Raw genomic sequence first — 24,689 nt, forward strand, 5'->3', positions numbered from 1 at the left:
AGAGATTTCTACTAGGGTACCCATGGGCAGTGGTTTACTGCTTACAAAACGGTAAATAGACAGTATTAAAGGAAGGTGACGATAGTGGCACTTCAAACAAATGAATTGAAACATGGTCTCAAGACCAGGCATGTCACAATGATTTCTATTGGCGGGGTAATTGGGGCAGGACTATTTATCGGAAGCGGAACAATAATAGATTCAGCAGGACCTGGTGCTATTTTATCGTATATAATCGCAGGATTGATGATAGTGCTTATAATGCGCATGCTGGGTGAAATGGCTGTAGTAAATCCTGATAGTGGATCCTTTTCAACATATGCGCATCAAGCATTTGGTCCCTGGGCCGGATACACGATCGGCTGGTTATACTGGTTCAACTGGGTTATCATCATTGCTATTGAAACTACGTTATTGGGTACTATGATTCATGATTGGTTTCCTGGTATACCTATGTGGGCTGCTAGTCTATCTTTCCCTATATTAATGACGATTACTAATATCTATTCAGTAAAAGCTTACGGGGAATTTGAATACTGGCTAGCTTTCATGAAAGTGGCTGCCATTGTAATATTCCTCTTCCTGGGTGCCGCCATGATTTTTGGATTTGTTCCGGGATTTGATTCACCAGGCCTTTCAAACATTACTGGGGATGGAGGATTTTTTCCAAAAGGTTTTCTGCCTGTCCTCCTTAGTGTGATATTCATTACTTTCTCTTTATCGGGAAGTGAGGTAGCTGCCATTGCTGCAGGAGAGTCTGAAAACCCTGAAAAAAATATTATTATAGCCATAAACAGTGTTGTATGGCGTCTCCTTCTTTTCTTTGTTGGTTCAGTGACCGTGTTGGTTCTCGTAATCCCCCAGGGGGCTGAAGATTTACTAAAAACCCCCTATGCCACCGTATTTGATATGGCAGGTCTCCCAGCAGCGGGTCAAGTCATGAATATCGTAATCTTCACTTCATTGCTTTCTGTTTTGAATTCAGGGTTATATACAAGCTCTCGTATGTTATATTCTTTATCAAAAAAAGGTGATGCACCGAAAATCCTTTCTCGTGTGAATAAGAGGGGAATCCCGATTTGGGCGTTAATGGCAAGTGTTTTCTTTGCTTATGTGTGCACGACATTTAAATTTGTATCTCCTGATAAATTGTTTGCTTTTCTCGCAAACAGCTCTGGAGGAGTCACTATGATCATGTATATCTTTATCGCCTTTTCTCATCTATATTTACGGAAAAAGACGGAAAAAGAAAATCCCGGAACACTCAAAGTGAAAATGTGGCTATTCCCTTATTTAACCTACGCGACTATTGCCGTATTATTTATTATATTTGTTGCTCAGGCGTTTATTGATTCCATGAGATTGCAATTCTTTCTTACAACCCTTCTCACGATTCTAGTAATTGGGTCATACTTTCTGTTTTATCATAAGAAAAAGGTAATAACTCCTGAACAAGAAGCAACACTAAAAAAAATTCACGTTAAGGAAGGGTAACGGATGTAGTCGATTTTGTGTAATTATAGAAAGAAAAGATTGACTATTCTAATAAAATGCTGCTCTTAGTGGGCAGCTTTTTGTGCGACGGGCAGTCGTAAGGGATGCTGACACTGTCAGCGTCCCTCATTTTTTCTTTATTCGACAGAGACGTCATTTCGATGAATCGACTGGAAAAAGAAGGAAGAAATTGAATCCCAGATGGTGAAAGTCCATTCCCAAGGAGGGGTCATTTCTCCGTTACTTGCCAACGTGTATCTAATGAAATGGATTGGGAATGGGATTTGCATGGAATACGCTTTGTTCGTTATGCGGATGACTTTCTACTTTTTGCCAAATCAGAAGCATATCAAAGAAGCAGCCTATATCACAAAAGAAAAGCTAAAAGAACTAGGGTTAGAAGTTTCAAAGGAAAAGACGAAAGTCATCAACTTTCAAAAGGATAACCTTGATTTTCTGGGATTTACGTTTCATCACTGGAGAGAAGGAAGGAAAGACAAAAAGTCGGTTTTTCATGTGACGCCAAAGAAAGAACCTATAAAGGATTTTCGACTATAGATTAAGAAAAAAACGAGGAAAACGTTCACTCTAAGTAAAGATGAGTGGATAGATCGTGTGAATCCAATCATAAGAGGAAAGGGCAACTACTATGTGACAGTGGTTGAAGCCATAAAAGCAAATACAGAATTAGGAAGCCCCAACCATTGTCTACCGAGATGGGTTCATAGAACACTGTCTGACATAGATGGATATACAAGGAAGAGATTGAGGGTGGCCTTTATCCATAAACATCCGTCACAAAGGAAAGAGTTAAAGATGCGTAATTTATGGAACAACTCGTTCTTCTTGAAGATTCAATTGATTCCTTCTTACTGGCTTTACTTAAATAAAGTCTATGGATACACAAAAGAGCAATACCTAAATGAGATGATAAGTAAATCTAAACGTAAAGTGCAAAATGAAATTAAGCGAATAAAAGTAAAAGGTGAGAAATATTATACTCCTCACCGACTCCAAAAGTTGCAAAATGCCTGGAACGCATCCTCTTGATAAACACTTATAACATATGGGTAAGCCGTATGCCTTAATAGGGCACGTACGGTTTGATAAGGGGAAAGACACGAGAGTGGTTTCCCTACTTTATTGATAGGTCCAAAAGGATGGTAATTATACCGAAGAAAAACTTGTTGGAAATTTGGATATAAACGGTTTTCTATCACTTCATTTCTGGCTGATTTTTAGTGCAGACGGTGATTATGATACTCATTCATTTGCAACTTTGAAATCCTTTGCTAGAATATAATCTATAGAAAAGATTAGGAGTGGTTACTGTGGCTGAAACTCCAGCTGAAGATTTGATTCATTATATCGCACCAAAAGGAGAGTATATCCCTTTTTTAGATGATACGGACTATATCGCTAAAGGATTGGAATGGAAATTATTCACTGCCCGTTCGGTAAAAAGGGAACTATTATATAAAAGCGGTAGCTTTCAAGGAAAAGTCAAATTAGCAGGGTATGAACAATATGGCAACGGTCTAGACACGGTAGTCGTTGAATTTGAAAATGGTAAGCTTAGTTGCATTCACCCTTCCTATTTAAAGGAAATGCAAAGTTCCAGTTTCGGAAAAGAGTTGTTGAGTGGACCGGTTTCCGAGACATCCGCAGTACCAAGTGAAAAGGAACAGGTAATAGATGCTCCAATAACGGAAACTTCCGATCAGCTAAGTGAAGAACCAAAAAAGGCAAAAACCAAAAGTAAAAGGACCACAGCAAAACCTAAATTGGAGTTACCTGGAGAAAAAGTTCATTTCACCGCAACCGTCAAGGAGTTCACGGCGAAAATGAACCATTTCACTGGTGAAGAAGATGAAGTCATACTCTTGGAGAATGTCAAAGTGACAACGGAACCTGAACTTACAATCGGTGATGCATGGTGTGGATATAGCAAGACATTAAAAAAAGCTGAGCTCGAAGAAGGGGACGAAATCGAATTTGATGGAAAAGTGGTCGATAAAAAATACAATAAAGAAATACGATATAAAGTAAATAATCCATCCAAGTTAGTGAAAAAGGGGATGGACGCTTAAAATGCATGAAGTTATACAAAAAAGGGAGTAAGCCGCTGCTGACTCCCTTTTTTGTATGCATATCTCATTGCATTAATCAGTTTCAAATAGGTTTTTGTGATCTGGAATATATTCGTGTGTGGTAGGTACAACATGTAAACACCAAAGTAATGCCAGATCATTCTCCATTCGTATCGTTCGGGGTTTTTCCCTTTTGTGGTTTCATATATTCCAGTGTTGGGGATAATACATTAAGATAATTATAAAGATAAGGGGGGGCTTTTATTTGAAAGAGTTATTTCAGTTATTAAAACAAGGAAATAAATCGGCGTTCATTGCTGCCTGTGTGAATAGTATCGTCGCAGTACTTAAGGGGATTGCTTATTTCATGACAGGGAATGTCGCTATGTTTGCTGAAACATTACATACTTTGGGTGATGCTGCGAATCAGTTTTTCGTCTTCATTGGTTCAGCACTAAGTAAAAAGTCACCAACTGATCGATTCCCCGATGGCTTTGGGCGTTTAGTAAACCTCGTATTATTAGGTGCGGTATTGGTTGTCGGGATCATGTCTTATGAAACGATTAAAGAAGGGTTTCATCACATATTCCACCCTGTAGAATCAACTGGAATCATTATTAATTTGTCCATCCTTTCCTTAGCGGTTGTGTTGGAATCATATGTTTTATTTAAAGCTATGAAAGAAGTGTTACATGAGACTGGAATTGAAGCAAAAGGAGTAGCCGTCATCTTTAAGAGTTTTAATGGTTTAAAACGGGCAAAACCAGCTACGAAATTAGTATTCATGGAAGATATGGTGGCAACTGGGGGTGGGGTGCTTGCGATAATTGCCATTTTATTAGCAAACTTTACGCCCTTCATTCAAGCGGAAGGTGTTGCTTCTGTCATGATTGGTCTCGGTATGTTCTATGTAGTTGGAAGGGTGTTCCTTGACAATGCTGCGGGTGCTCTTGGGGAAGCGGATATAGAAATGCGTCAAAAGATTGGAACTTTGGTCATGGATGACCCAGATGTAAGAGATATACAGAAACTGGCAGTATTAAAAGAAGGGGAAGACTTTCATGTAGAACTTGAAGTGGAACTTGATCCCAATATTTCAATTGCCCAGGCTGATGACATTAAAGACCGGCTGTTTGATGAGATATTCAAGGAAAGAGGAGTAACGGATGTCATTATAGAATTTGATGAAAATGATGGTGTCCCAAAATGGGAAGGTCAGATTGAAAAGGAAAAGGAAAGGGAGTAGCAGGTGATTGACTGGTAAAATATAAAGTGTTCGGATTAGGATATATATGATTGATTAGTATCAGTGGAACCTGATGAAAAAGGTCACAAAAATTTTTGTGACCTTTTTCAGATCCAAAAACATCAAGGTCTGATATCTCATTTGAAAATGGAGAAAGCATAACCTTCCTTCATAGGAATCTCTGTTCAATTCTTCACGTTCTTTCCTTACGTAAGCAAAATAAGCTATCATGGACTTAGATACATAAAGAAGGATTAAGGAAGGGTGAATGAGATGAAGAAACCAGATATTAAATTAGTTGCACTTGACATGGATGGCACGCTTCTGAATATCGCGGGAGCGATTTCTGAAGAAAACCGGAAAGCGATTAAAGAAGCTGAAAATCAAGGGATTTTTGTTGTATTGAGCACAGGAAGATCCTATGCGACATGCAGTGATTTCGCAAAGTCAATGGAACTCCGCTCATACCTCATAACGGTAAACGGAAGTGAAATTTACGATAATCAAGGAAAACTGGTGGAAAGGAATACCGTTGATAGTGAGTCCATACAATGGATGTGGGAATTAAGCCAAAAACATGGCACACATTTTTGGGCAATAAGTTGCGATAAAATTTACAGGGCTGAAATGCCTGAAAAAATCCATGATTCGCAATGGCTTAAATTCGGTTTTGATACAAATGATGAAGCCACCCGCCAAATCATCATGGATGAATTGATATCAAAAGGAAACTTTGAAATAAGCAATTCAAGTCCAACGAATATTGAAGTGAATGCCATGGGCGTTAATAAAGCGAAAGCTATAGAGCTTGTTTGTTCATTGCTCGATATTACTATGGATAATGTTATGGCGGTAGGAGACAGCCTTAATGACCTTGCCATGATTTCTGAAGCAAAAGTGGGAGTTGCAATGGGAAATGCCCAAGAAATTGTGAAAGAAAAAGCAGATTGGGTTACAGCAACAAACGAAGAAGACGGTGTGGCCAAAGCCATTCGTAAATGGGTGCTTTCAAACTAAATCGAAACTGTATATGGGACGTTTTTGAACTGCCCCGTAAATGTTAGACACCAAACTAACATTTACGGGGTGTTTTTTATTGAAATGGCCTGAACGATATGAAAATTAGCTCCTGAATTAATTTCTTGAAAATTGTGTATTTTAGAAGTAAGATAATCTAGTAGTGTTATATTTTGGTAATGTATTAAAAGTGGGAGGTTTCATAGATGAGAAGAAGTTTGCCTGAACATTGGTGGAATCAATTATCTTTACCAGTTATCTCAGCACCCATGTTTTTAATATCTGGTCCTGAGTTAGTGAAAGAATGCTGTTTAAATGGGGTGATTGGCTCATTTCCAGCTCCGAATGCGCGGCCGATAGAGGTACTGGATCAATGGATGGGTGACATAAACGACACACTGATTGCTGCAAGGGTTAAAAAACCAGACAGCAAGATTGCTCCATGGGCAATGAATATGGTTGTCCACCGTACTTATAGCCGTCTTGAAGAAGAGCTGGAACTGGTCAAAAAGCATCAGCCTCCCGTCATCATTACTTCATTAGGTTCACCAAAACACGTAGTGGATGTCGTACATAGCTATGGTGGTTTGGTCTTTTCAGATGTAAGCAGTGTGGAATTTGCAAAAAAAGCTGCTGAGTCAGGTGTGGACGGATTGATCTTAGTTGCTTCTGGAGCCGGTGGTCATGCGGGTGAGATAAATAGTTTTGCTTTCGTTGACAGCGTAAGGACGTTCTGGGACGGAATCATTTTGCTTGCCGGGTCCATTAGTACTGGTCACAGTATCTTGGCAGCTCAGGCTGCGGGAGCAGATCTTGCTTATATGGGTACACGTTTTATCGTGGCAAAAGAGAGCAGGGCAAATGATGAATATCGTGAAATGCTTGTCGATTCTGATCATGATGACATCATCTTGACTGATGCATTTTCCGGCGTTAATTGTAATATGCTGAAACCGAGCATCAGAAAGGAAGGCATGGACCCAGATCAATTAGCAAAAAAAGATAAGGTCGATTTTGACAGCATGTCGAAGTCATCTGAGTCTAAAGCGTGGCGGGATATTTGGTCGGCAGGTCATGGTGTAGGGGCAATAAAAAAAATAGATACCGCTGCCGGCATCATCAAACAATTAGAAAGAGAATATCATGAATCTTTAGAGACATTGACCGGGCAGGCGGAAAAATTAAAAGGCATTATATCCAAATGATATGAAAGCGCTTCAATTAATTATGCAAATATAGTTTATTTTCACGTAAAAAAGGGTATCCATAATGGATGCTCTTTTTTGCATGATAACAGGGCTGATTTTTTCAGTTGATGATAAAAGTCTCTTCTCTTAAAAAAATACAATGTGAATAGAATATAAAATAGTAAATATAGGATGCGGGACAGTGAAAAAATATTGATAAAAGAATATATAAGTGTTATATTATTTTCGTGATAATGACCGAATGAACAAAATAGTCATTATTTGTTTTGAAAGTTATATATATTAATGGTGAAGATAAAATCATTAAATATATATTGCAGAAGCAAATGATTTAATTATGTATTCTTCAATCCATTTATCACTGAAATAGATAAATTAAACGGCATATTCGTCGTAAAGGAGGAATTGTTAGGCGTGTTAAAATCTTTTAAGGGTGAATTTTTAGCCATACTAAAACATCCTATGATACTCATTTCTATAATAGGGATCATAATGATCCCCTTATTATACAGCGGTACGTTTCTTTGGGCATTTTGGGATCCATATGGTAAGGTGGACCAATTGCCTGTTGCCATTGTCAATATGGATGAGGGAGCCGAGTTCAATGATTCGGAACTAACAATAGGAAAAGATTTAGTCAAAGAGTTAAAGGACAAAAAGGATTTCGATTGGCATTTCGTCAGTCAAAAAGAAGCCAATGAAGGTCTGGAAAATCAAGATTATTACATGAAAATAGAAATCCCGAAAAACTTTTCGAAAAATGCAACGACCTTACAGGAGGACAATCCGCAAAAACTTGATTTAATTTACACGTCTAATGAAGGGTTCAACTATATATCTACTAAAATAGGTGACGCAGCTTCAGAGAGAATCAAAGGGGAAGTTTCGTCTGCCGTTACGAAAACCTATGCGGAGTCAATGTTCGACAATTTGAACGAAGTGGCTGACGGACTCAAAAGTGCCAGTGATGGAGCTGGAGAATTGAAAGATGGAACAGATACAGTGAAGAACGGAACAAGCGAACTTGGTGATGGGATCAACTCAGCTAAAGAAGGTTCCAAAAAAGTGGATGAAGGGATTGATTCCGTTCATTCAGGCTCCGTGGAGATCCATGAAAACCTGGAAAAACTAGCTGAAAAATCATTAACCTTTTCGAATGGGGTCGGTTCGGCAGCTGCAGGATCAAAAGAGCTCAATCAAGGGTTACAACAGTTTAGCTCAGGTGTTGGACAAATGAAAGATGGCCAATCCGAGCTTTTGCAAGGGGCCAAGAAATCTGAAGCGGGAACCGGTGAATTGGCTTCTGGACTGCAACAGTCACTAGAGGGCTTCAATCAAATAGAAGAAAAGCTGCCCGCTTTGACAGCGGGGGCAAATGGCGTAGCTGCAGGTGCTGATCAGCTGTCAGGTGCATTATCTGAATGGAGTGCAGCATCGAGCGAAGCGAAAGCGGGGGCATCTGAAGTCTCAGCAGGTTTGGAAGAAGTTATTTCCGGATTGAAACAACAATCAGAAGCTACGGATGATCCAGCCGAGAAAGCGCGTTTGGATGGAGTGGTTGCTTCTCTATCCCGCATCAGTGAAGGTAGTAAAGGTGTTTCTGAAGGAGTGGGAAAACTATCAGCCAGTGCATCTGATATTGCAAAAGGCTCAAACAGTCTTAGTGATGGCGCAAATCAGGTAGGTGAAGGCACAAGTGCGCTAAGCGGTGGTTTTACTCAATTGAAGCAAGCTCAGGATAAACTTGCCAATGGAGCGAATGAACTGAAAAATGGTCAAGGTCAATTGGTGTCTGGATTGACAACTTTTGGCGCCAGTATAGATTCAGCACAGAGTGGGCTTGGACAGTTAACCAAAGGCAGCAATAACTTGGTGAGCGGCCTTGATCAGCTTGAAGATGGTTCAAAGCAATTATCAAGTGGAACCTCACAGCTTTCGGAAGGCTCGAAAGGTCTTGTTACAGGAACGGATAAGTTGAAAGAAGGTTCATCCAGCCTTACTAGTGGTATGGGAGAACTGGCTAATGGGGCTATTAAGTTACAAGATGGAATCGCTAAACTTTCAGATGGATCTGAAGAATTGCATGACGAATTGAAGGATGGGGCAAACGAAGCTGGCAACATAAAATCCAATGAAGAAGTATATGACATGTTTGCAAGCCCAGTTAAACTGGATAAATTGCCAATTAATAATGTACCGAATTATGGCACTAGTTTTGCACCATATTTAATTTCATTGAGTTTATTTATCGGGGCAATCGTCCTGACAATCATTTTCCCGTTAAGAGATCCTGCTGTTAAGCCTTCAAGTGGATTTAGCTGGTTTATTAGTAAATACAGCGTCATGGCTGTCATAGGAATCTGTCAAGCCATATTGGTTGACTCGATTTTAATTTTAGGACTTGGAATTCATGTTACGAGCCTGCCGCTATTTTTTGCAGTAAGCATTCTTGCTAGCTGCACATTCATGGCTATCATTCAGTTCCTAGGTTCAGCCTTTGATAATCCTGGCCGGTTCATAGCATTATTAATTTTGATTCTTCAACTGACCAGCAGTGGCGGAACATTCCCAAATGAATTGGTTCCTGGCTTCCTGCAAGGATTCACACCATTCTTACCGATGACTTATTCTATTAATGCTTTTCGGGCAGTCATCTCAACAGGAGATTATAGCTTCATGTGGCATAATCTTAGCATATTGGCCATATTCCTTGTTGTAGCATTAATATTATCACTCATTTACTTTATTTACCGGTATAAAAGATTGAATGGTGCATTAGATGAAAAACAGAACGAGGCAACTGTATAACAATGAAAAAACAGCGACCCATGATGGTCGCTGTTTTTTCATTAATATCCTATTTGCCAAGCGCTTCCAAGAAAGGCGTGAAAAAAGCCCCCGTTAATCACACTCGTAAATATACTGCTGCTCCCATGGAAAGGGAAATATGTAAAAAACGTTTAAAGTGACAAAACCATGTTAATCACTTGTATATGTTGTTAACAGCTATACCCTTGTCTTTTGAGAAGCAGGTGCATATTTCTTCATCGGATTTTTAGCAATGACATCTCTTAAATAAGGAAGACCTGAAGGACCCGGTTTCCTCATAAGTTCCATTAGGTAAGAAATATCGTCTAAAGCCCTGTGTGTTTGGAAATTGGTAATATTATGTGCCTGCAGTAATGTTAAGAGTTTACTATTCTCAAACCCATATTGCTTCCAAGGAACATTCCGCATCGTACAGAACCACTTTTGATCATTGATTTCCGGATACATTTGGTAGAGAAAACTTCTATCGAAAGAAGCATTATGTGCGAAAATCGAATCAGTGCGGGCAATGAAGGATTTAATTTTTTCATCGTGAAAACTTTTTCCTTCCACGGTGCTATATGGAATTCCATGAATCCTGTATGCTTGATCATAATTCATTCTTGCTTGATAGGAGAGAGGCTCCCTTAAAAATGATTCTTGATCAATAAGATTAATAATTTCCCCGGTTTCGCTGTTATAGGTAAACAGTATAAGGGCAAGCTCGATAATTTCATCAGAAGAGGGACGTAAACCAGTTGTTTCTACGTCTAGCACTAAACCTATTCTATTAGACAATTTTTTTTCCTCCAGTTGGGTTACATTCATCTATTATAGCTGACATAGGATAGCGATTGGAAGTGTGATGCATTGTTTTTAGGTCATTTTGAATGGCCCTTTCAGAATGACCTAAAAACAATTAGGCATTCCCAAAAATCACTTGGTAAGTGAAGGGATTTCAGAATGAAGTGAATGGTACATGCTGGTTGGGACGAGGATAACATTAAACCATATATGTTTTGGTAAAGACGAGGTTGTATAACATAGTTTAAAGAGATTTCCCTTCGAATCGAACTATTTTATAAAAGATAGAGATTCACAGCAATCTCTATCTTTTTATTAGTTGAAGTTCACAAGCATTGTAAAATGATTTCCAATTCATGGTCGACGATTTGTATAGTCTCTTCGTTTTTTTGAAGTCTTAAAATGCTCTTGGATTTATTTATATATTGCAGTCCTTCGTCAGGTTGCTGAAGATGAATCAGATTCTTACCAGTTAAAAGATGGAGTTCTGCATATAAATATAATGATTCTGTCGAATTGCAAATGTTGATCCCTTTAAGGGTATAATTTAGCGATTCTTGATAGTAATGAAGTTCAGACAAAGTCAGTGCTAATCCATGAATGATCTTCACGACAATTGTACCTTCTTGATTCACATGGGGAATATTCTCGATGAATTCCAGTGCTTCATTGAAGATGGTGATGGCCTCTTCATAATTTTTTGTTTTAAAATGGATAATTCCAATACTATTTAAAACTTCTATCTCCTGTTGATGAAAAATGACACGTTTACCCATTGTAATCTGAATGGCCTCATTCAATAAGTCTATAGCCTTTTGTTTGTCATTGTACAAATAAAAAAAAGATATACCTTCATGCCATTTCAAGAATTGATAAAAAGATATCGATTTTTCCGGTGCCGTTGCCATTTCTTTTTGGACTATTTCATAGATTGCTTCAAAATTACGTGTACGTTTATATTTGTTTATCAAAAGTTTAATGGTTTCTATGTAATTATATATTGGTTCATTTTTGGTAGTGAAGAAATACGGCAGGTCAACTTTAAGTTTATCCGCAAAAAGTGCCAATTCATCAATTGTTGGAGAAGTGATGCTCCTTTCATAATCTAACAGGGTATTAGGTTCACATATATCCTTTGCCAGTTCTTCTCTTGTAAGATTTTGTTTGATTCTTAACTCGTTGATAACAGAGCCAACCTCTATTTTCATTGCAATTGCCCCTTTATACCTATGTCTAGAATTCTATTTTAACATAATTTTATTTTTATCAGTAAAATAATTGAAAAATAGTATGATATAACTACTTTAAGTGTTTTTCCTGTATATCCGCCCAACAAAAAAATAATGACGTTCGGTTTTTTATTGAAGTTATCAAACTGCATGACATCTTTTCGATTTAAGTGAGAAAGGTCACTCTATCTTATTGACAGAGAATTAATATTAATATTCATGGTGAATATTAATTCATGATAACGGATGAGGGGAAGCCCTAGATTTGGAATTGGAAATAGGTTAAAAAAAGAGGCGGCAATCTGCCACCTCTTACGATCTCAATTCCCAATGAATTGCTGAGTCCAATAGTGGGTGTATTTCCCTCCTGTCGCATGCCCAATTCCAATATGGGTATAGTTCTTGTTCAGGATGTTTGCCTTGTGTCCAGGGCTGTTCATCCAAGATTTCATGACAGCATCCGCACTAGGTTGACCTGCTGCGATATTTTCCCCTGCGTATTTGTAGCCGATCCCAAAGGATTTCATCATATCGAAGGGCGATCCATAATTTGGGCTTGTATGATTGAAATAATTATTATCACGCATATCTTCAGATTTCATATTTGCAATGTTGGAAACGGCGGTATCCATTTCAAGGGAAGGGAGGCCCGATTTTGAACGTTCTTCGTTAACTAACCTAAGAACCTGCTGCTCAACTGACTGACCTTTTTCTTGATTAGTTGTGTGGATGGTTGAAGGAAGATTTATGATTTGTCCGATTTGAATTTGATTTGAATTGTTTATAGCACTGTTCGTCTTAAGTAATTCGGAAAGGCTGACTTCATATTCAGACGCAATTTTCGTTAGGGTATCCCCTTTTGCAACCACGTAAGTATTGGCTGCCTGAGCAACTGTTGGAGATAATAGGGATAGGGAAAGTGCTGATAAAAGGATGATTTTCTTCATTTTGTTTCCTCCTAGTAGAATATCTGGATTGGAAGTCTAGTATCCTATAAAAATTGTTGTATGTAAAATTAGGTCATGCCCATTCTTTATTGGAATGGGCAGAAGGTAGCGAATGGGAGTATGCATGATGAGGGTCCATATGACCTGAGAGTGGTTATAGTAAACCAAAATCATAGGGCCTTTTGATAGACGGGAAGAATTGTTTCATGTAAAAAAAGAATCATTTTTCGTTTGCGGGATATGTTTGTCAGGGTAAATAATATGGACATCAAAACGAAAAGCATTTAAATGGAAGTAATTATAATAATGTGGAAATGATAATAAATTGCCCTAATGGTTGAGCTTTATGGATTTTAAGGCCGGGAGGGTATTGGGAAGGATAGATATTAAGTATATAGGGGATATTTTCCTGTGAAATATTATCCTGAAAAAGAGATTTGAGACAAGTTTTCGTTTTCAAATCAAGATCACTGTTTGAGATGCCGAAATCAATCCTTATGTACATGCACATTGATTGAAAAGGCATTTTGAAAGGCGTATGCGAATATTCAAAAACGAAAAGATTTTATAAGAGAAGCAAACTCAGTCATTTACCACGGATATGATACTTGCACTGGCGATCATTTTTGCAAATGGGTGTGAAGCCAAGGGAGAAGTTAAGGATAAAATGCTGTTATTCTCAGTTATTTGCCATCACAACAAATCAAATGGCTTGAGGATAGGATGATTTGGGAAACGGCACGGACTTATTTATAAGCGAGAAAAAATGATGACGGGATTAAATAAGTGGCTTTAATGAATCGATTCGTTTTCTACGGCGGGACCCATGATGGTATACGGACAACAGGAGTTTTATCCTGATCAGCCTAAATCTTATTTCTTATTAGAATATGCGGAAACCCGGACGGCCTTCAGTATCATTCTTTAACAAATTCATTCGGGTTTTAATTATAAAGGACGGATTTAAGGACACGGCATTGTATGTAAAGGAAAGGAGTTTATCAAAAAGTATTGTTCTTTAAAACAGGTATCTCTTCTTCAGGAATAGAATTAAGTAGACAGTTGAATATACGGGGGGTTTCTCGATGGGGTTTAGGGAATTGGAAACAAAAAGGCTGCAGTTAATTGAAATAGGTCACAAGCATTCTGAGAGTCTGTTTGACATTTTGTCTAAAGATGAAGTGACCAAATATGATGGGATAGAAAGTTTAACACAAGTTGAAGATGCCCGCCGTTTAATCGACTCGTTTAAAAGTGCTTATATAAACAAACGGGGGATACGGTGGGGAGTTGTTGTGAAAGATTCAGGTGAATTCATTGGTACCGTAGGCCTGAATCAATTGAGCCTTGCCAACAAACGAGCTGAAATCGGGTATGAAATCCATCCTGAATATTGGAGAAAACACTTTACGTCCGAGGCTGTCAACGAAGTATTACGCTATTCATTTGGAGAATTGAAACTAAACAGAATGGCTGCATTAACTTTCAAGGATAATTTTGCATCCAGAAACCTCTTGAAGAAATTTGGTTTTAAAGAGGAAGGAAGTCTCAGAAGTTATATATTTCTTCGTAAACAATCGCATGATGCCCTAGTATTTTCCTTGTTAAGCACAGAGTATAGTCAGTTACCACAGCAAAGCGTTTAGGATTCATTTTCAAAAAAGTTGACAGAAGATAGCAGCTGGCCAATAGTGCCAGTTTTTTAAGTTAAAGAATGTTTCTCCACTTGTAGGGAAAATATACGTATTCTTCATGTTAAAATTAGAAAGCGGAGTCAGTTAATCAGTCCGGTTGGACATAAAAAGGAGGATAATCATTGTGAAGATATTATTTCCGTTGCTTGCGGTCCTAGGTGGCATCACCATTGCCATACAAGGGCAAATCAATGGTGGATTAGGGAAAAAAGTGGGGGTTATTGAAGCTTCTTTCATTTCGTTTGGCATCGGGACACTCGCTTTATTATTTATTGTTTTGTTCGCGGGAAATGGAAACATTTCCGCCATCGCGTCTGTACCAAAATGGCAATTGATAGGCGGACTTCTAGGGGCCATTTATGTCATTGTTATAATAGTGGTTACCCCTCAGATTGGAGTGGCTCCTGCCTTGGTTGGGGTTATCGCAGGCCAGATACTGATTGGGGCCCTCATTGACCATTTCGGTTTATTCGGCGGGGTTCGCATCCCATTGGATGCGAAAAAGGTTGCAGGAATATGTTTACTTTTCGTGTCATTATATTTATTTAATCATAAATGAGGAATGGTCATCATTATTCATTGGATTTACAGGGTACATATAGGTGAGAGACTGATGAATAACTTTATTCCTACATAGTTATTATCCGTTATTTGGGATTTTCTTGAAAAGACCTCAATGGAAAAAGTATTATCCTACTAAAATATATTATTTGATCAGGAATCGGTTTGCTAGGAAAGTGGTCTTAGCAACCGGACTAACTATAATTGTTAGAATATTTAGTAAAAAAAAGACAAGCGAAACTATATGAATACTGGTATAAAAGAGTTTGAAAAAACCACAAGATGTCGGTAGTCATTTTATATTAATTAGGTTTTCCATTCTTTTTACCTAATATCTAGATCGAATTGATTAGCAAATAATTACTATGTTGTGAAAAAGTACTCATTGGTTTATTGATTTTTCGGTTTATTCGTAATATACTTAAAATTCAACATCTTTAATTCGAGGTATAGTACCCTTAGCGAGGTTGGAAAGAGTGTGCTTTTTAACTTGTAAACTGCATTAATTGGTTTTTTTAGGAGATTCACAGATTTATGCAAACGGTTCGCTAGTTTTTTTCGGTGAATTCCTGCTATGAATGCTTCTAACTTTCCACGCTGATATTCAGAATGTACTATACCAACAATTAATAGGTGGTATAAGGATAATCCCTTCAATGGGAATATTCTAAGAAAGATTAAAGATGAGGGGGAATATTTTTTGAAAAAGTCTAAATTTTCAGTGCTTGCTCTTCTTATGGCCATCATGCTTATGCTTGCGGCATGCAACGGCGGTTCGAAGGAAACCTCGAATGAAAAAGAAGGCGGCTCGGGTGACTCATCCGGATCAAAAGTATTAAACGTAAACAACTCAAGTGAACCTGGTTCGCTTCACCCTGCCAATGCGCAAGGTACTCATGAATCATGGATCCTTGAACATACGTTTGAGGGACTGACTAAGAAAACAGAAGAGGGCAAAATCGTACCTGGTTCTGCTGAATCATGGGAAATCAGTGAGGATGGATTAACTTGGACATTCAAATTGAAAGATGGTTTGAAATGGTCAAATGGAGACCCGCTTACAGCTAATGACTTCGAATATGCTTGGAAATATGCCTTGAAACCAGAAACTGCTGCTGATTATGCTTACCAGCTTTATTATCTTAAAGGCGGAGAAGCCTACAACAGCAAGAAAGGTAAGGAAGAGGACGTAGGCGTTAAAGCGACAGACGATCATACATTAGTCGTTACTTTGGAACAGCCTACACCATATTTCCTTGACTTGACTTCCTTCTATACTTTCTATCCAATCGATAAAAAGGTACAGGAAGAAAATCCAAAATGGGCTTTGGATGCAAAGACACACGTATCGAATGGTCCATTCAAGTTGACGGAGTGGAAACATAAAGAAAGCCTGAAAATCGAAAAAAATGAAAATTACTACGATAAAGATAAAATCAAATTGGATGCGGTTAACTTTGCTCTAATTGAAGATGAAAATACAGCATGGCAAATGTATCAGAGTGGCGAATTGGATCTCGCTTATCCACTGCCAGTGGATATTCAAGGTCAAATGGTCAATTCTGATGATAAAGAATTCAAAATGGGCAAAGAACTTGCCGTTTACTATTACAACTTTAATACAGAAGTGAAACCTTTCAATAATGCTAAAGTAAGGAAAGCGCTTTCAATGGCTATCGAACGTAAAGAAATCACCGAAAATGTTGCTCAAGGCGGACAAAAGCCTGCATTCGGCGTAGTCCCTCCGGGTATTCCTGATGCATCTGGAGATTTCCAGGAAAATACAGGTGACCTATTTAAGGAAGATGTTACCGAAGCTAAAAAATTGTTAAAAGAAGGACTTGCTGAAGAAGGCATGAAAGAATTACCTGAGTTTTCAATTTTGTATAACACGTTAGATTCACACAAGAAAATTGCTGAAGCGGTTCAAGGAATGTGGCGTGATAACCTAGGTGTTAAAGTGACACTTGAAAATGCAGAATTCCAAGTTAAGCTTGATCGTGAAAAAGCTGGCGACTTCGAAATTTCCCGTGCCGGATGGGTTGGTGACTATGTTGACCCGATGACATTCATGCTTTGGGAAACGGACGGCGCCTATAATGATGCAGGTTGGTCCAACAAAGAATATGATAATTTATTAAAAGAAGCAAAATCTACAATGGATCCAAAAGAACGCATGGCTGCTTTGCATAAAGCAGAGAAAGTCATGATTGACGAAATGCCGATCCTTCCGGTTTACTTCTATACAAAACCATATATGGTTAAATCGAATGTTACTGGAGTTTTTGCTCCAATTAACGCTTATCCGAACTTTATTTACGCGGATAAAAAATAAGAGAAGGATAAAAGTGAAATGGGAGGTATGTCCGATTAAGGACATACCCCATTTTTCAATTGCGAATTTGAATATTTCATGAATTCATTTCCGTTTTCAACTCCTTAGAAAATCGATGATTGGGGTGATTACCATGTTGAGATATACATTAAACCGTTTTAAATGGGCGATTATTACTTTATGGGCGGTTATTACATTAACGTTCATCATAATGCATACGATTCCGGGAAATCCATTTGCTAAAGAAGGAGCAATGCCTCCTGCAGTTTATGAAAACCTTCAAGTCCACTATGGATTGGACAAGCCGTTGTTGACCCAGTATGGGAATTATTTATTGGAAGTCGTACAATTCGATTTTGGTCCATCATTGAAATCCTCATCCATTTCTGTGAATGATTACATTTTGAAGGGATTTCCAGTGTCGTTGCACTTAGGGGCACAAGCATTGGTGATTGCCATCTTTTTTGGGCTAATTTTGGGTGTAGTTGCTTCACTGAAAAGAAATAAATGGCCCGACTATTTATCAATGGTCATTGCCATCGTAGGGATCTCTGTTCCAAACTTTATCTTGGCGACTATTTTAATCAATTATTTCGCAATAAAGTGGCATATATTCCCAGTTGCTACATGGGCGACATGGCAGCATACCATTTTACCATCCATTGCCCTGTCAATGATGCCTCTTGCTTTCATCGCCAGATTGATGCGGACAAGCATGCTTGAAGTAATGGGGCAGGATTACATTTTGACTGCAAAGGCCAAAGGATTAAAACGGAGCGGTGTCATAATCAAACATGCTATTCGGAATGCATTATTGCCGATTATCACGATTCTAGGTATCCTGACGGCTAATATCGTTACAGGAAGCTTCATCATTGAACGTATTTTTGGTATTCCGGGCATGGGAGATATGTTCGTAAAGGGAATATCCAACCGAGACTACCCGGTCATTCTTGGTTCCACAATTGTGTATAGTGCAGTGCTTATCCTATTGATATTCATCGTTGATATAGCCTACACGTTGATTGATCCAAGAATTAAAGTGACGGGGGAGAAGAAATAATGGCAGATAAAGTGCATTTAACCGAAGATATGTTCCAACCCGCTGAAGGAAACTTTAAGGAAGCTGAAAAAATTGCCAGACCTACAGTTTCATATTGGTCTGACGTCTGGCGTCGTTTTAGAGAAAATAAATTGGCAATGACGGGATTCGTACTTATTATCCTCTTGGTCTTACTGGCGATTTTTGGTCCATATATTAACGGATATACTTATTATGGACAAGATTTCGAGAAAAAGAATCTTAGTCCAAATGCCGAGCATTGGTTTGGAACGGATTCTTCAGGAAGGGATTTATTCACGCGAGCTTGGTATGGTGCGAGGATATCGTTGTTCATTGGATTGATGGCTGCGCTGATTGACTTCTTGATTGGTGTCCTTTATGGCGGGATTTCAGCCATTCGTGGCGGACGCACAGATAATATCATGATGCGGTTTGCTGAAGTGATCTATGCAATCCCTTACCTATTGATGGTTATCTTAATGATGGTCGTATTAAAACCTGGTATTCTGCCGATCATCATTGCGATGTCGATTACAGGGTGGATTCCCATGGCACGACTAGTAAGGGGACAGGTTTTACAACTTAAAGAGAATGAATATATCCATGCAGCAACCATCTCTGGAGCCAATACGAGCTGGACTTTAAGAAAACACATGATTCCAAATACAATGGGACCGATCCTGGTCAATTTAACGTTGACTGTACCCACTGCGATTTTTGCCGAAGCTACACTAAGCTTTTTGGGTCTTGGAGTGCCAGCGCCTCAAGCAAGCTGGGGAACATTGACAAGTGATGCCCTGGGAAGCATTTTGGTAGGGAATTTCTATCAACTTTTAATCCCGGCAATATTGATTTCCCTAACCATGTTCGCGTTCAATGTGGCTGGTGACGGACTGCAGGATGCCCTGGATCCAAAACTTCGGAAATAATAGAGTCCTAACATAAAGATTTGATATTACTAGAATAGGAGGGACGATGATGGAGAACCTATTAGAAGTCAACGATTTACACATCACCTTCCATACTTATGCAGGAAAAGTGCAGGCAGTTCGCGGCGTGAACTTTGAAGTGAAAAAAGGGGAAGCCGTTGCCATTGTTGGAGAGTCCGGATGCGGTAAAAGTGTTACTGCGAAATCCATCATGAGATTATTGGAAACACCTCCAGCAGAGTATGGAAAAGGGTCTATAAACTTTGGCGGTAAAGATCTTATTAAAATGAGTGAAAAGGAAATGCAGAAGATTCGCGGAAATGAAATCAGCATGATTTTTCAGGATCCAATGACTTCGCTTAATCCAACGACAAAAATTGGCAGCCAAATCATGGAGGGTATTTTAAAGCATAATAAAAATATGTCCCGAAAAGATGCATACGAACGGGCGTTGGAGACGCTTAAACTGGTAGGTATTCCTCAGCCTGAAAAAAGGATGCAACAATATCCACATGAGTTTTCAGGTGGTATGCGCCAAAGGGCAATGATAGCAATGGCTTTAGCCTGTGAACCGAAATTGCTAATTGCGGATGAACCAACAACGGCATTGGATGTAACGATACAAGCGCAAATTTTGGAACTGATGAAAGATATCCAACGTAGAATGGATACTTCCATCATATTAATCACTCATGATTTAGGTGTGGTTGCGGAAACTTGTGAACGGGTAGTCGTCATGTATGCAGGCAAGGTTGTGGAGACGGGAACGGTAGGAGCTATATTTTCAAACCCACAGCATCCATATACAAGAGGCCTGCTTAAAACGGTGCCAAGGCTGGATATGGAAAAAACGGCTCCGTTGGTTCCCATTATCGGATCACCACCGGATTTATTGGATCCGCCAAAAGGATGCCCATTTTATCCAAGATGTGAATCCGCAATGAAAGTGTGCAAAGACCATGATCCGGAACTTGAAGTAGTGGAAGAGGGTCAGACAGCTGCATGCTGGCTGCACCACCCAATGGCAAAAGCAACACAGGTACAAGCACCGACTAATGTATAAAGGAGGAGAACCAATGGTTTCACTAAAAAATAAGTCAGTTAAAGAAAAGACAGTCAACGAAAATTCTCCTCTTGTTGAAATAAAGAATCTGAAGAAGTATTTTCCCGTTGGTTCTCAGACGCTGAAAGCGGTAGATGGTTTGGATCTCAAAATCTATCCGGGGGAAACTGTCGGTCTAGTTGGGGAAAGCGGTTGTGGTAAATCGACTGCAGGGCGTACAATCACAAGGCTATATGAACCGACAGATGGCGAAGTTCTTTTTCAGGGGAAAAATATTTTCGATTACAAACAGGGGGAAATGTCACAAATCCGCCGTGAAATACAAATGATTTTCCAAGATCCCTACGCATCCTTGAACCCAAGGATGAAGGTGGAGGAATTGATTGGGGAACCACTTGCCATACATGGGATATCAAAAGGTAAAGAGAGAAGAAAAAGGGTGGAAGACCTATTAAAGCTGGTTGGTTTAAGTCCGGAACATATCACTCGTTTTCCGCATGAATTCAGCGGTGGACAACGCCAGCGTATTGGAATTGCAAGGGCTTTGGCATTAAATCCTAAATTCATCGTTTGTGATGAACCGATTTCTGCCCTGGATGTTTCGATACAAGCTCAAGTGGTTAACTTATTAAAAGAGCTACAAAAAGAAATGGGCTTGACCTATTTATTCATCGCACATGATTTATCGATGGTCAAGTATATTTCAAATCGCATTTTAGTCATGTACCTTGGAAGGATGATGGAACTTTCGGATAGTGATTCTTTAACGAATGATCCGCTACATCCATACACGCAAGCCTTGCTTTCGGCAGTGCCGATTCCGGATCCCACTATTAAACGGGAAAGAATCGTACTTAAAGGCGATGTACCAAGTCCGATAAATCCGCCGAGCGGCTGTGTATTCCGGACTCGCTGCCCTAAAGCGATGGAGATATGCTCCAGTGCTGTACCTGAATGGAAAGAACAAAAACCGGGACATTTCGTAGCTTGTCATTTATATTGGTAAACAAAAAAACCAGTTGCGTTTGCGACTGGTCTTTTTTTACATATTTATTTAAAATATTTTTAGATATAAGCGATTATCTTGAAGAATAAATTATTTTATAGTATGTCAAAATAAATAACTAGGAATCTGAAAATAAAACATATAAAATGTAATTATATGTAAAAATAAATAATTGTTTCTTGTACCAATTTGTAAGAGAAGGAGGGACTGATATTGTATTCCACGATAACTAGTGAAATCGTCGATCGTGTCATGATAATTACTCTTAATCGTCCTGAAAGAATGAATGCTTTCAATGAAAAGATGTGTGAGGAGATGATTCTTGCTTTAGATGAAGCGGATGAAAGTGATGACGTACGAGCCGTTATTTTAACTGGCGCTGGGGATGCTTACTGTGCTGGAATGGATTTGGAGAAAGGTGCAGAAACCTTTATGGATCACACTCCTTTGGTTGAATACCGTGATGCAGGGGGGATGTTGTCATTACGGATTTTTGAGATGAAGAAACCCATGATAGCAGCCATTAATGGAGCGGCAGTTGGGATTGGGATAACAATGACTTTGCCTATGGACATTAGAATCGCTTCAACAGATGCAAAAATGGGTTTTGTATTTGCGAGGAGAGGGATAACGATGGAAGCATGCAGCGGTTGGTTCTTACCTAGGCTTGTCGGAATGGGCAAAGCTTCCGAATGGATTTTTACCGGCAGAATGATTTCTGCCAGTGAAGCATATGAGGGAAGATTGGTAAACAAGATCGTTGAGCCGGATGAATTGATGTCTGCGGCAATGGAAATTGCATCAGACATTGCGGAAAATACATCTTCCGTCTCGGTGACGTTATCCCGCCAGTTAATGTGGACCATGCTCGGTGCAAACCATCCTGTTGAATCGCATAAAATAGAATCGAAAATGATTCATTGGACCGGAAAACAAGCGGATGCACAAGAAGGGATCGAAGCCTTCCTTGAAAAAAGGAAAGCTGATTTCAAAATGAAAAGCAGCTCCGATATGCCCCCGTTTTATCCTTGGGGAACGGATCGAACATATGAAGTGGATAAGAAATGAATGGTAGGGTAAAAGCCTAGGGAAGTACGTGATAATTTTTACTTTTCGGATAAATTAGGGTTTCGTTTCTTAGTGTGTTATACTGTGTTTACCATTTACTAAACTTGTTTCATGTTCCCCTATTCCCTGTGAATAGGGGTTTTTTAATTATTGCGATTCAATCAAAAAAAACAGACTCTACAAGTAGAGTCCGTTATATATTGTATTTAAAATTATGCTTTTTGAACGTTAGTAGCTTGGGGTCCACGTTGACCTTGCTCAACTTCAAAAGTAACTTCTTGACCTTCGTCTAATGATTTGAATCCTTCGCTTTGGATAGCTGAGAAATGTACGAATACATCGTCTCCGTTTTCGCGTTCGATGAAGCCAAATCCTTTTTCTGCGTTAAACCATTTTACTTTACCTTGTTCCATTGTTGTTGCCTCCTAGTGTGAATCCACACATTGTGTTACTACCCTTGCTCAATCATTAGACGAAAAGTGTTTCACTTATCAATCTTCCCGAACAAAAATAATTCTTATTAAATATAACAGATATTGTCGGAATCTGCAAGTAAACAAAGCAAGATTATTTATAATGCTAGATGTTAAAAAATTATTAATGCCCTTTTTTGTAATCAAGTAAATTTGTTGAAGGGTTTTTTACCATTAAGATCGTTCATTAAATTCGGCATGAAAATATATCCTGAATAAGCCGTTGCTCGTAAAATTCCGTATTTTCGGATGTGTGCGGCGTAATGTCCCGCCAATATAATCGCACTTAGGAAGAAGGGATTCAATGGTTTTGTGTGAACATCTCATCGACAAATTCTTCTCATTTACCGGAATGGCGCATTCCTAATACGGTCATGGGAAAAGCCTTGGCAATTTTAGCGGTGTCTTTTCTGATTTTTGCAACACCGATGATTCCGATGGTCTATTCATGAATTTCCTGCTTATTTTTGCGTGATGCCAAGCCTTTTCCTGCTTTTGCTTAGTACATGTATTTATTTTTCTTGTTAAGGCAAGCATTACAAGAAAAATGGTTTCTAGAATGGGGGTAGGCATGGACGCCATTTGCAGTTGTAATCTGCACATTCTTTTTTTCTAAGTTTTCCAGGGGTAAAGCATCCACTACATGTCTGGAACCTTTTTATTTCGTTTGTGTCAATTGATTCAGACATTTCCTTTTTCCAGCCTGCGATCACTTCCGCATCGGTTATATGATCCTTCCAAATTTCCGGAGATCTTCAGGAGATCACAGTCTACTCGGGTACCAATTCTTTACCTCTCTGTAATAAAGGTCCATTCAAGGTTGGCTTATTATGAGTTTTCTTGGCATGATTCTCCCTCTGCCTATTTTTCTGAATTATACATAAGTTCAATGATATTTCAATTGGGAACAGTGATTGCTTTACAATCTTGCTATAATACAAATAATTAATGGAATGGGGTGTAATCATGAATGTGAAAGACATATATGGACAGCTGCCTACCATAGAATCAAAACGTTTAGTTATGAGGAAAGTCACCATGAATGATGCCGAAGACATGTTCGCTTATGCATCCAATAGTGATGTATCCCGCTTTGTCACATGGGAAGCCCATCGTTCCCTATGTGATACAAGGGATTTTATCCGATTTGCATTACAGAATTATGAGGATAAGAAAATCGCTCCATGGGGAATACAATACAAGGAAAGTGGTAAGTTGATTGGCACTATTGACTTTGTTTCATGGCAGGTTGATCATCATAGAGCTGAAATTGGATATGTGCTGGCACCAAAATACTGGGGGAATGGCTTGGTGACGGAGGCAGTCAAAAAGATAATCGAATTTGGCTTCGATAATATGAACCTTGTCCGAATACAAGCACGCTGCTTTGTAGGGAATTTGGGTTCGGAGCGAGTCATGCAAAAGGCTGGAATGTCTTTTGAGGGAATCATAAGGAAAGGGATGTTTGTTAAAGGAAAGCATGAGGACCTAAAGTTATACTCGATTATTAAATGTTGATTTGAAAGCCTGCTGATTAAAGGGAAAGAAATATTCTAAAAGGTTAAAAGCGGATTTTACATTAGTATTGAGTGGGGAAATTTCTTTTCCTGATTATTATGAATATAGGAAAATCGAAATCAAACAATATGTGCAA

The 24,689-nt window shown here is 38.9% G+C and carries 20 protein-coding genes; 16 read left to right on the forward strand and 4 right to left on the reverse strand.

Features of this window, described 5'->3' with window-relative positions; genetic code table 11:
* Nucleotides 1–84: 84 nt before the first annotated feature.
* The 7 genes from ACFX4L_RS04975 (at nucleotide 85) to ACFX4L_RS05005 (ending at nucleotide 9,863) form a co-directional block, all read left to right on the forward strand.
* A complete protein-coding gene (locus ACFX4L_RS04975; protein ID WP_377382826.1) occupies nucleotides 85–1,494 on the forward strand; it encodes an amino acid permease in 1,410 nt (469 codons plus the stop codon).
* A 201-nt stretch (nucleotides 1,495–1,695) separates the two neighbouring features.
* A complete protein-coding gene (locus ACFX4L_RS04980; RefSeq protein ID WP_377382824.1) occupies nucleotides 1,696–2,052 on the forward strand; it encodes a reverse transcriptase domain-containing protein in 357 nt (118 codons plus the stop codon).
* A 773-nt stretch (nucleotides 2,053–2,825) separates the two neighbouring features.
* Complete coding sequence (locus ACFX4L_RS04985) at nucleotides 2,826–3,584, forward strand: hypothetical protein (protein ID WP_155727324.1); 759 nt, start codon at nucleotides 2,826–2,828, stop codon at nucleotides 3,582–3,584.
* Between the two features lie 265 nt (nucleotides 3,585–3,849).
* Entirely contained in the window at nucleotides 3,850–4,830 is a 981-nt protein-coding gene (locus ACFX4L_RS04990; RefSeq protein WP_377382822.1) for a cation diffusion facilitator family transporter, read from the forward strand.
* Nucleotides 4,831–5,103: 273 nt separating this feature from the next.
* A complete protein-coding gene (locus ACFX4L_RS04995) occupies nucleotides 5,104–5,847 on the forward strand; it encodes a Cof-type HAD-IIB family hydrolase (protein ID WP_377382820.1) in 744 nt (247 codons plus the stop codon).
* Nucleotides 5,848–6,053: 206 nt separating this feature from the next.
* Nucleotides 6,054–7,052 carry an NAD(P)H-dependent flavin oxidoreductase gene (locus tag ACFX4L_RS05000; RefSeq protein WP_284470593.1) on the forward strand — a complete coding sequence of 333 codons (999 nt, stop codon included), beginning with the start codon at nucleotides 6,054–6,056 and terminating at the stop codon, nucleotides 7,050–7,052.
* Nucleotides 7,053–7,469: 417 nt separating this feature from the next.
* On the forward strand, nucleotides 7,470–9,863 hold the full coding sequence (locus tag ACFX4L_RS05005) for a YhgE/Pip family protein (protein WP_377382818.1): 2,394 nt from the start codon (nucleotides 7,470–7,472) through the stop codon (nucleotides 9,861–9,863).
* 198 nt (nucleotides 9,864–10,061) lie between these two features.
* Here the strand turns inward: ACFX4L_RS05005 and ACFX4L_RS05010 are convergent, their stop codons facing one another.
* The 3 genes from ACFX4L_RS05010 to ACFX4L_RS05020 form a co-directional block, all read right to left on the reverse strand.
* Nucleotides 10,062–10,661 carry an exonuclease domain-containing protein gene (locus ACFX4L_RS05010; protein WP_377382816.1) on the reverse strand — a complete coding sequence of 200 codons (600 nt, stop codon included), beginning with the start codon at nucleotides 10,659–10,661 and terminating at the stop codon, nucleotides 10,062–10,064.
* A 332-nt stretch (nucleotides 10,662–10,993) separates the two neighbouring features.
* A complete protein-coding gene (locus tag ACFX4L_RS05015) occupies nucleotides 10,994–11,875 on the reverse strand; it encodes a tetratricopeptide repeat protein (RefSeq protein ID WP_061463427.1) in 882 nt (293 codons plus the stop codon).
* Between the two features lie 341 nt (nucleotides 11,876–12,216).
* On the reverse strand, nucleotides 12,217–12,843 hold the full coding sequence (locus ACFX4L_RS05020; protein WP_284470596.1) for a CAP domain-containing protein: 627 nt from the start codon (nucleotides 12,841–12,843) through the stop codon (nucleotides 12,217–12,219).
* A 1,085-nt stretch (nucleotides 12,844–13,928) separates the two neighbouring features.
* On the opposite strand from ACFX4L_RS05020, the gene ACFX4L_RS05025 reads away from it, so the two are divergent.
* The 8 genes from ACFX4L_RS05025 (at nucleotide 13,929) to ACFX4L_RS05060 (ending at nucleotide 22,562) form a co-directional block, all read left to right on the forward strand.
* Nucleotides 13,929–14,489: a GNAT family N-acetyltransferase gene (locus tag ACFX4L_RS05025; protein ID WP_284470597.1), complete on the forward strand. Its 561-nt coding sequence runs from the start codon at nucleotides 13,929–13,931 to the stop codon at nucleotides 14,487–14,489.
* A gap of 172 nt (nucleotides 14,490–14,661) precedes the next feature.
* Nucleotides 14,662–15,096: a DMT family transporter gene (locus ACFX4L_RS05030; RefSeq protein ID WP_377382813.1), complete on the forward strand. Its 435-nt coding sequence runs from the start codon at nucleotides 14,662–14,664 to the stop codon at nucleotides 15,094–15,096.
* A gap of 702 nt (nucleotides 15,097–15,798) precedes the next feature.
* A complete protein-coding gene (locus tag ACFX4L_RS05035; protein WP_284470598.1) occupies nucleotides 15,799–17,433 on the forward strand; it encodes a peptide ABC transporter substrate-binding protein in 1,635 nt (544 codons plus the stop codon).
* A 133-nt stretch (nucleotides 17,434–17,566) separates the two neighbouring features.
* Nucleotides 17,567–18,496, forward strand: a complete 930-nt coding sequence (locus ACFX4L_RS05040; RefSeq protein WP_053346403.1) for an ABC transporter permease — start codon at nucleotides 17,567–17,569, stop codon at nucleotides 18,494–18,496.
* A complete protein-coding gene (locus ACFX4L_RS05045; RefSeq protein WP_061463423.1) occupies nucleotides 18,496–19,425 on the forward strand; it encodes an ABC transporter permease in 930 nt (309 codons plus the stop codon). Before ACFX4L_RS05040 ends, ACFX4L_RS05045 begins: the two co-directional genes overlap by 1 nt.
* A 49-nt stretch (nucleotides 19,426–19,474) precedes the next feature.
* Nucleotides 19,475–20,488, forward strand: a complete 1,014-nt coding sequence (locus ACFX4L_RS05050) for an ABC transporter ATP-binding protein (RefSeq protein ID WP_061463422.1) — start codon at nucleotides 19,475–19,477, stop codon at nucleotides 20,486–20,488.
* 13 nt (nucleotides 20,489–20,501) lie between these two features.
* Nucleotides 20,502–21,494 carry an ABC transporter ATP-binding protein gene (locus ACFX4L_RS05055; RefSeq protein WP_061463421.1) on the forward strand — a complete coding sequence of 331 codons (993 nt, stop codon included), beginning with the start codon at nucleotides 20,502–20,504 and terminating at the stop codon, nucleotides 21,492–21,494.
* 213 nt (nucleotides 21,495–21,707) lie between these two features.
* The gene (locus ACFX4L_RS05060) at nucleotides 21,708–22,562 is read left to right on the forward strand and encodes a crotonase/enoyl-CoA hydratase family protein (RefSeq protein ID WP_377386988.1); all 855 of its coding nucleotides are present in this window, start codon (nucleotides 21,708–21,710) and stop codon (nucleotides 22,560–22,562) included.
* Between the two features lie 212 nt (nucleotides 22,563–22,774).
* Here the strand turns inward: ACFX4L_RS05060 and ACFX4L_RS05065 are convergent, their stop codons facing one another.
* Nucleotides 22,775–22,975, reverse strand: a complete 201-nt coding sequence (locus ACFX4L_RS05065) for a cold-shock protein (RefSeq protein WP_029714163.1) — start codon at nucleotides 22,973–22,975, stop codon at nucleotides 22,775–22,777.
* 1,026 nt (nucleotides 22,976–24,001) lie between these two features.
* Between ACFX4L_RS05065 and ACFX4L_RS05070 the strand changes: the two genes are divergently transcribed.
* Nucleotides 24,002–24,553, forward strand: coding sequence for a GNAT family N-acetyltransferase (locus tag ACFX4L_RS05070; RefSeq protein ID WP_377386995.1), 552 nt, complete (start codon nucleotides 24,002–24,004; stop codon nucleotides 24,551–24,553).
* Nucleotides 24,554–24,689 lie beyond the last annotated feature (136 nt).

The organism is Peribacillus sp. YIM B13482, from assembly GCF_042787975.1.
GTDB classification, from domain to species: domain Bacteria; phylum Bacillota; class Bacilli; order Bacillales; family DSM-1321; genus Peribacillus; species Peribacillus simplex_A.

What these genes read in the sequence shown, in the direction of transcription:
- ACFX4L_RS05000 (WP_284470593.1), top strand. Translation starts at nt 6,054, where the DNA reads ATGAGAAGAAGTTTGCCTGAACATTGGTGGAATCAATTATCTTTACCA.
- ACFX4L_RS05040 (WP_053346403.1), top strand. Translation starts at nt 17,567, where the DNA reads ATGTTGAGATATACATTAAACCGTTTTAAATGGGCGATTATTACTTTA.
- ACFX4L_RS05070 (WP_377386995.1), top strand. Translation starts at nt 24,002, where the DNA reads ATGAATGTGAAAGACATATATGGACAGCTGCCTACCATAGAATCAAAA.
- ACFX4L_RS05015 (WP_061463427.1), bottom strand. Translation starts at nt 11,875, where the DNA reads ATGAAAATAGAGGTTGGCTCTGTTATCAACGAGTTAAGAATCAAACAA.
- ACFX4L_RS05050 (WP_061463422.1), top strand. Translation starts at nt 19,475, where the DNA reads ATGGAGAACCTATTAGAAGTCAACGATTTACACATCACCTTCCATACT.
- ACFX4L_RS05045 (WP_061463423.1), top strand. Translation starts at nt 18,496, where the DNA reads ATGGCAGATAAAGTGCATTTAACCGAAGATATGTTCCAACCCGCTGAA.
- ACFX4L_RS04995 (WP_377382820.1), top strand. Translation starts at nt 5,104, where the DNA reads ATGAAGAAACCAGATATTAAATTAGTTGCACTTGACATGGATGGCACG.
- ACFX4L_RS05020 (WP_284470596.1), bottom strand. Translation starts at nt 12,843, where the DNA reads ATGAAGAAAATCATCCTTTTATCAGCACTTTCCCTATCCCTATTATCT.
- ACFX4L_RS05065 (WP_029714163.1), bottom strand. Translation starts at nt 22,975, where the DNA reads ATGGAACAAGGTAAAGTAAAATGGTTTAACGCAGAAAAAGGATTTGGC.
- ACFX4L_RS05055 (WP_061463421.1), top strand. Translation starts at nt 20,502, where the DNA reads ATGGTTTCACTAAAAAATAAGTCAGTTAAAGAAAAGACAGTCAACGAA.
- ACFX4L_RS05025 (WP_284470597.1), top strand. Translation starts at nt 13,929, where the DNA reads ATGGGGTTTAGGGAATTGGAAACAAAAAGGCTGCAGTTAATTGAAATA.
- ACFX4L_RS04980 (WP_377382824.1), top strand. Translation starts at nt 1,696, where the DNA reads ATGGTGAAAGTCCATTCCCAAGGAGGGGTCATTTCTCCGTTACTTGCC.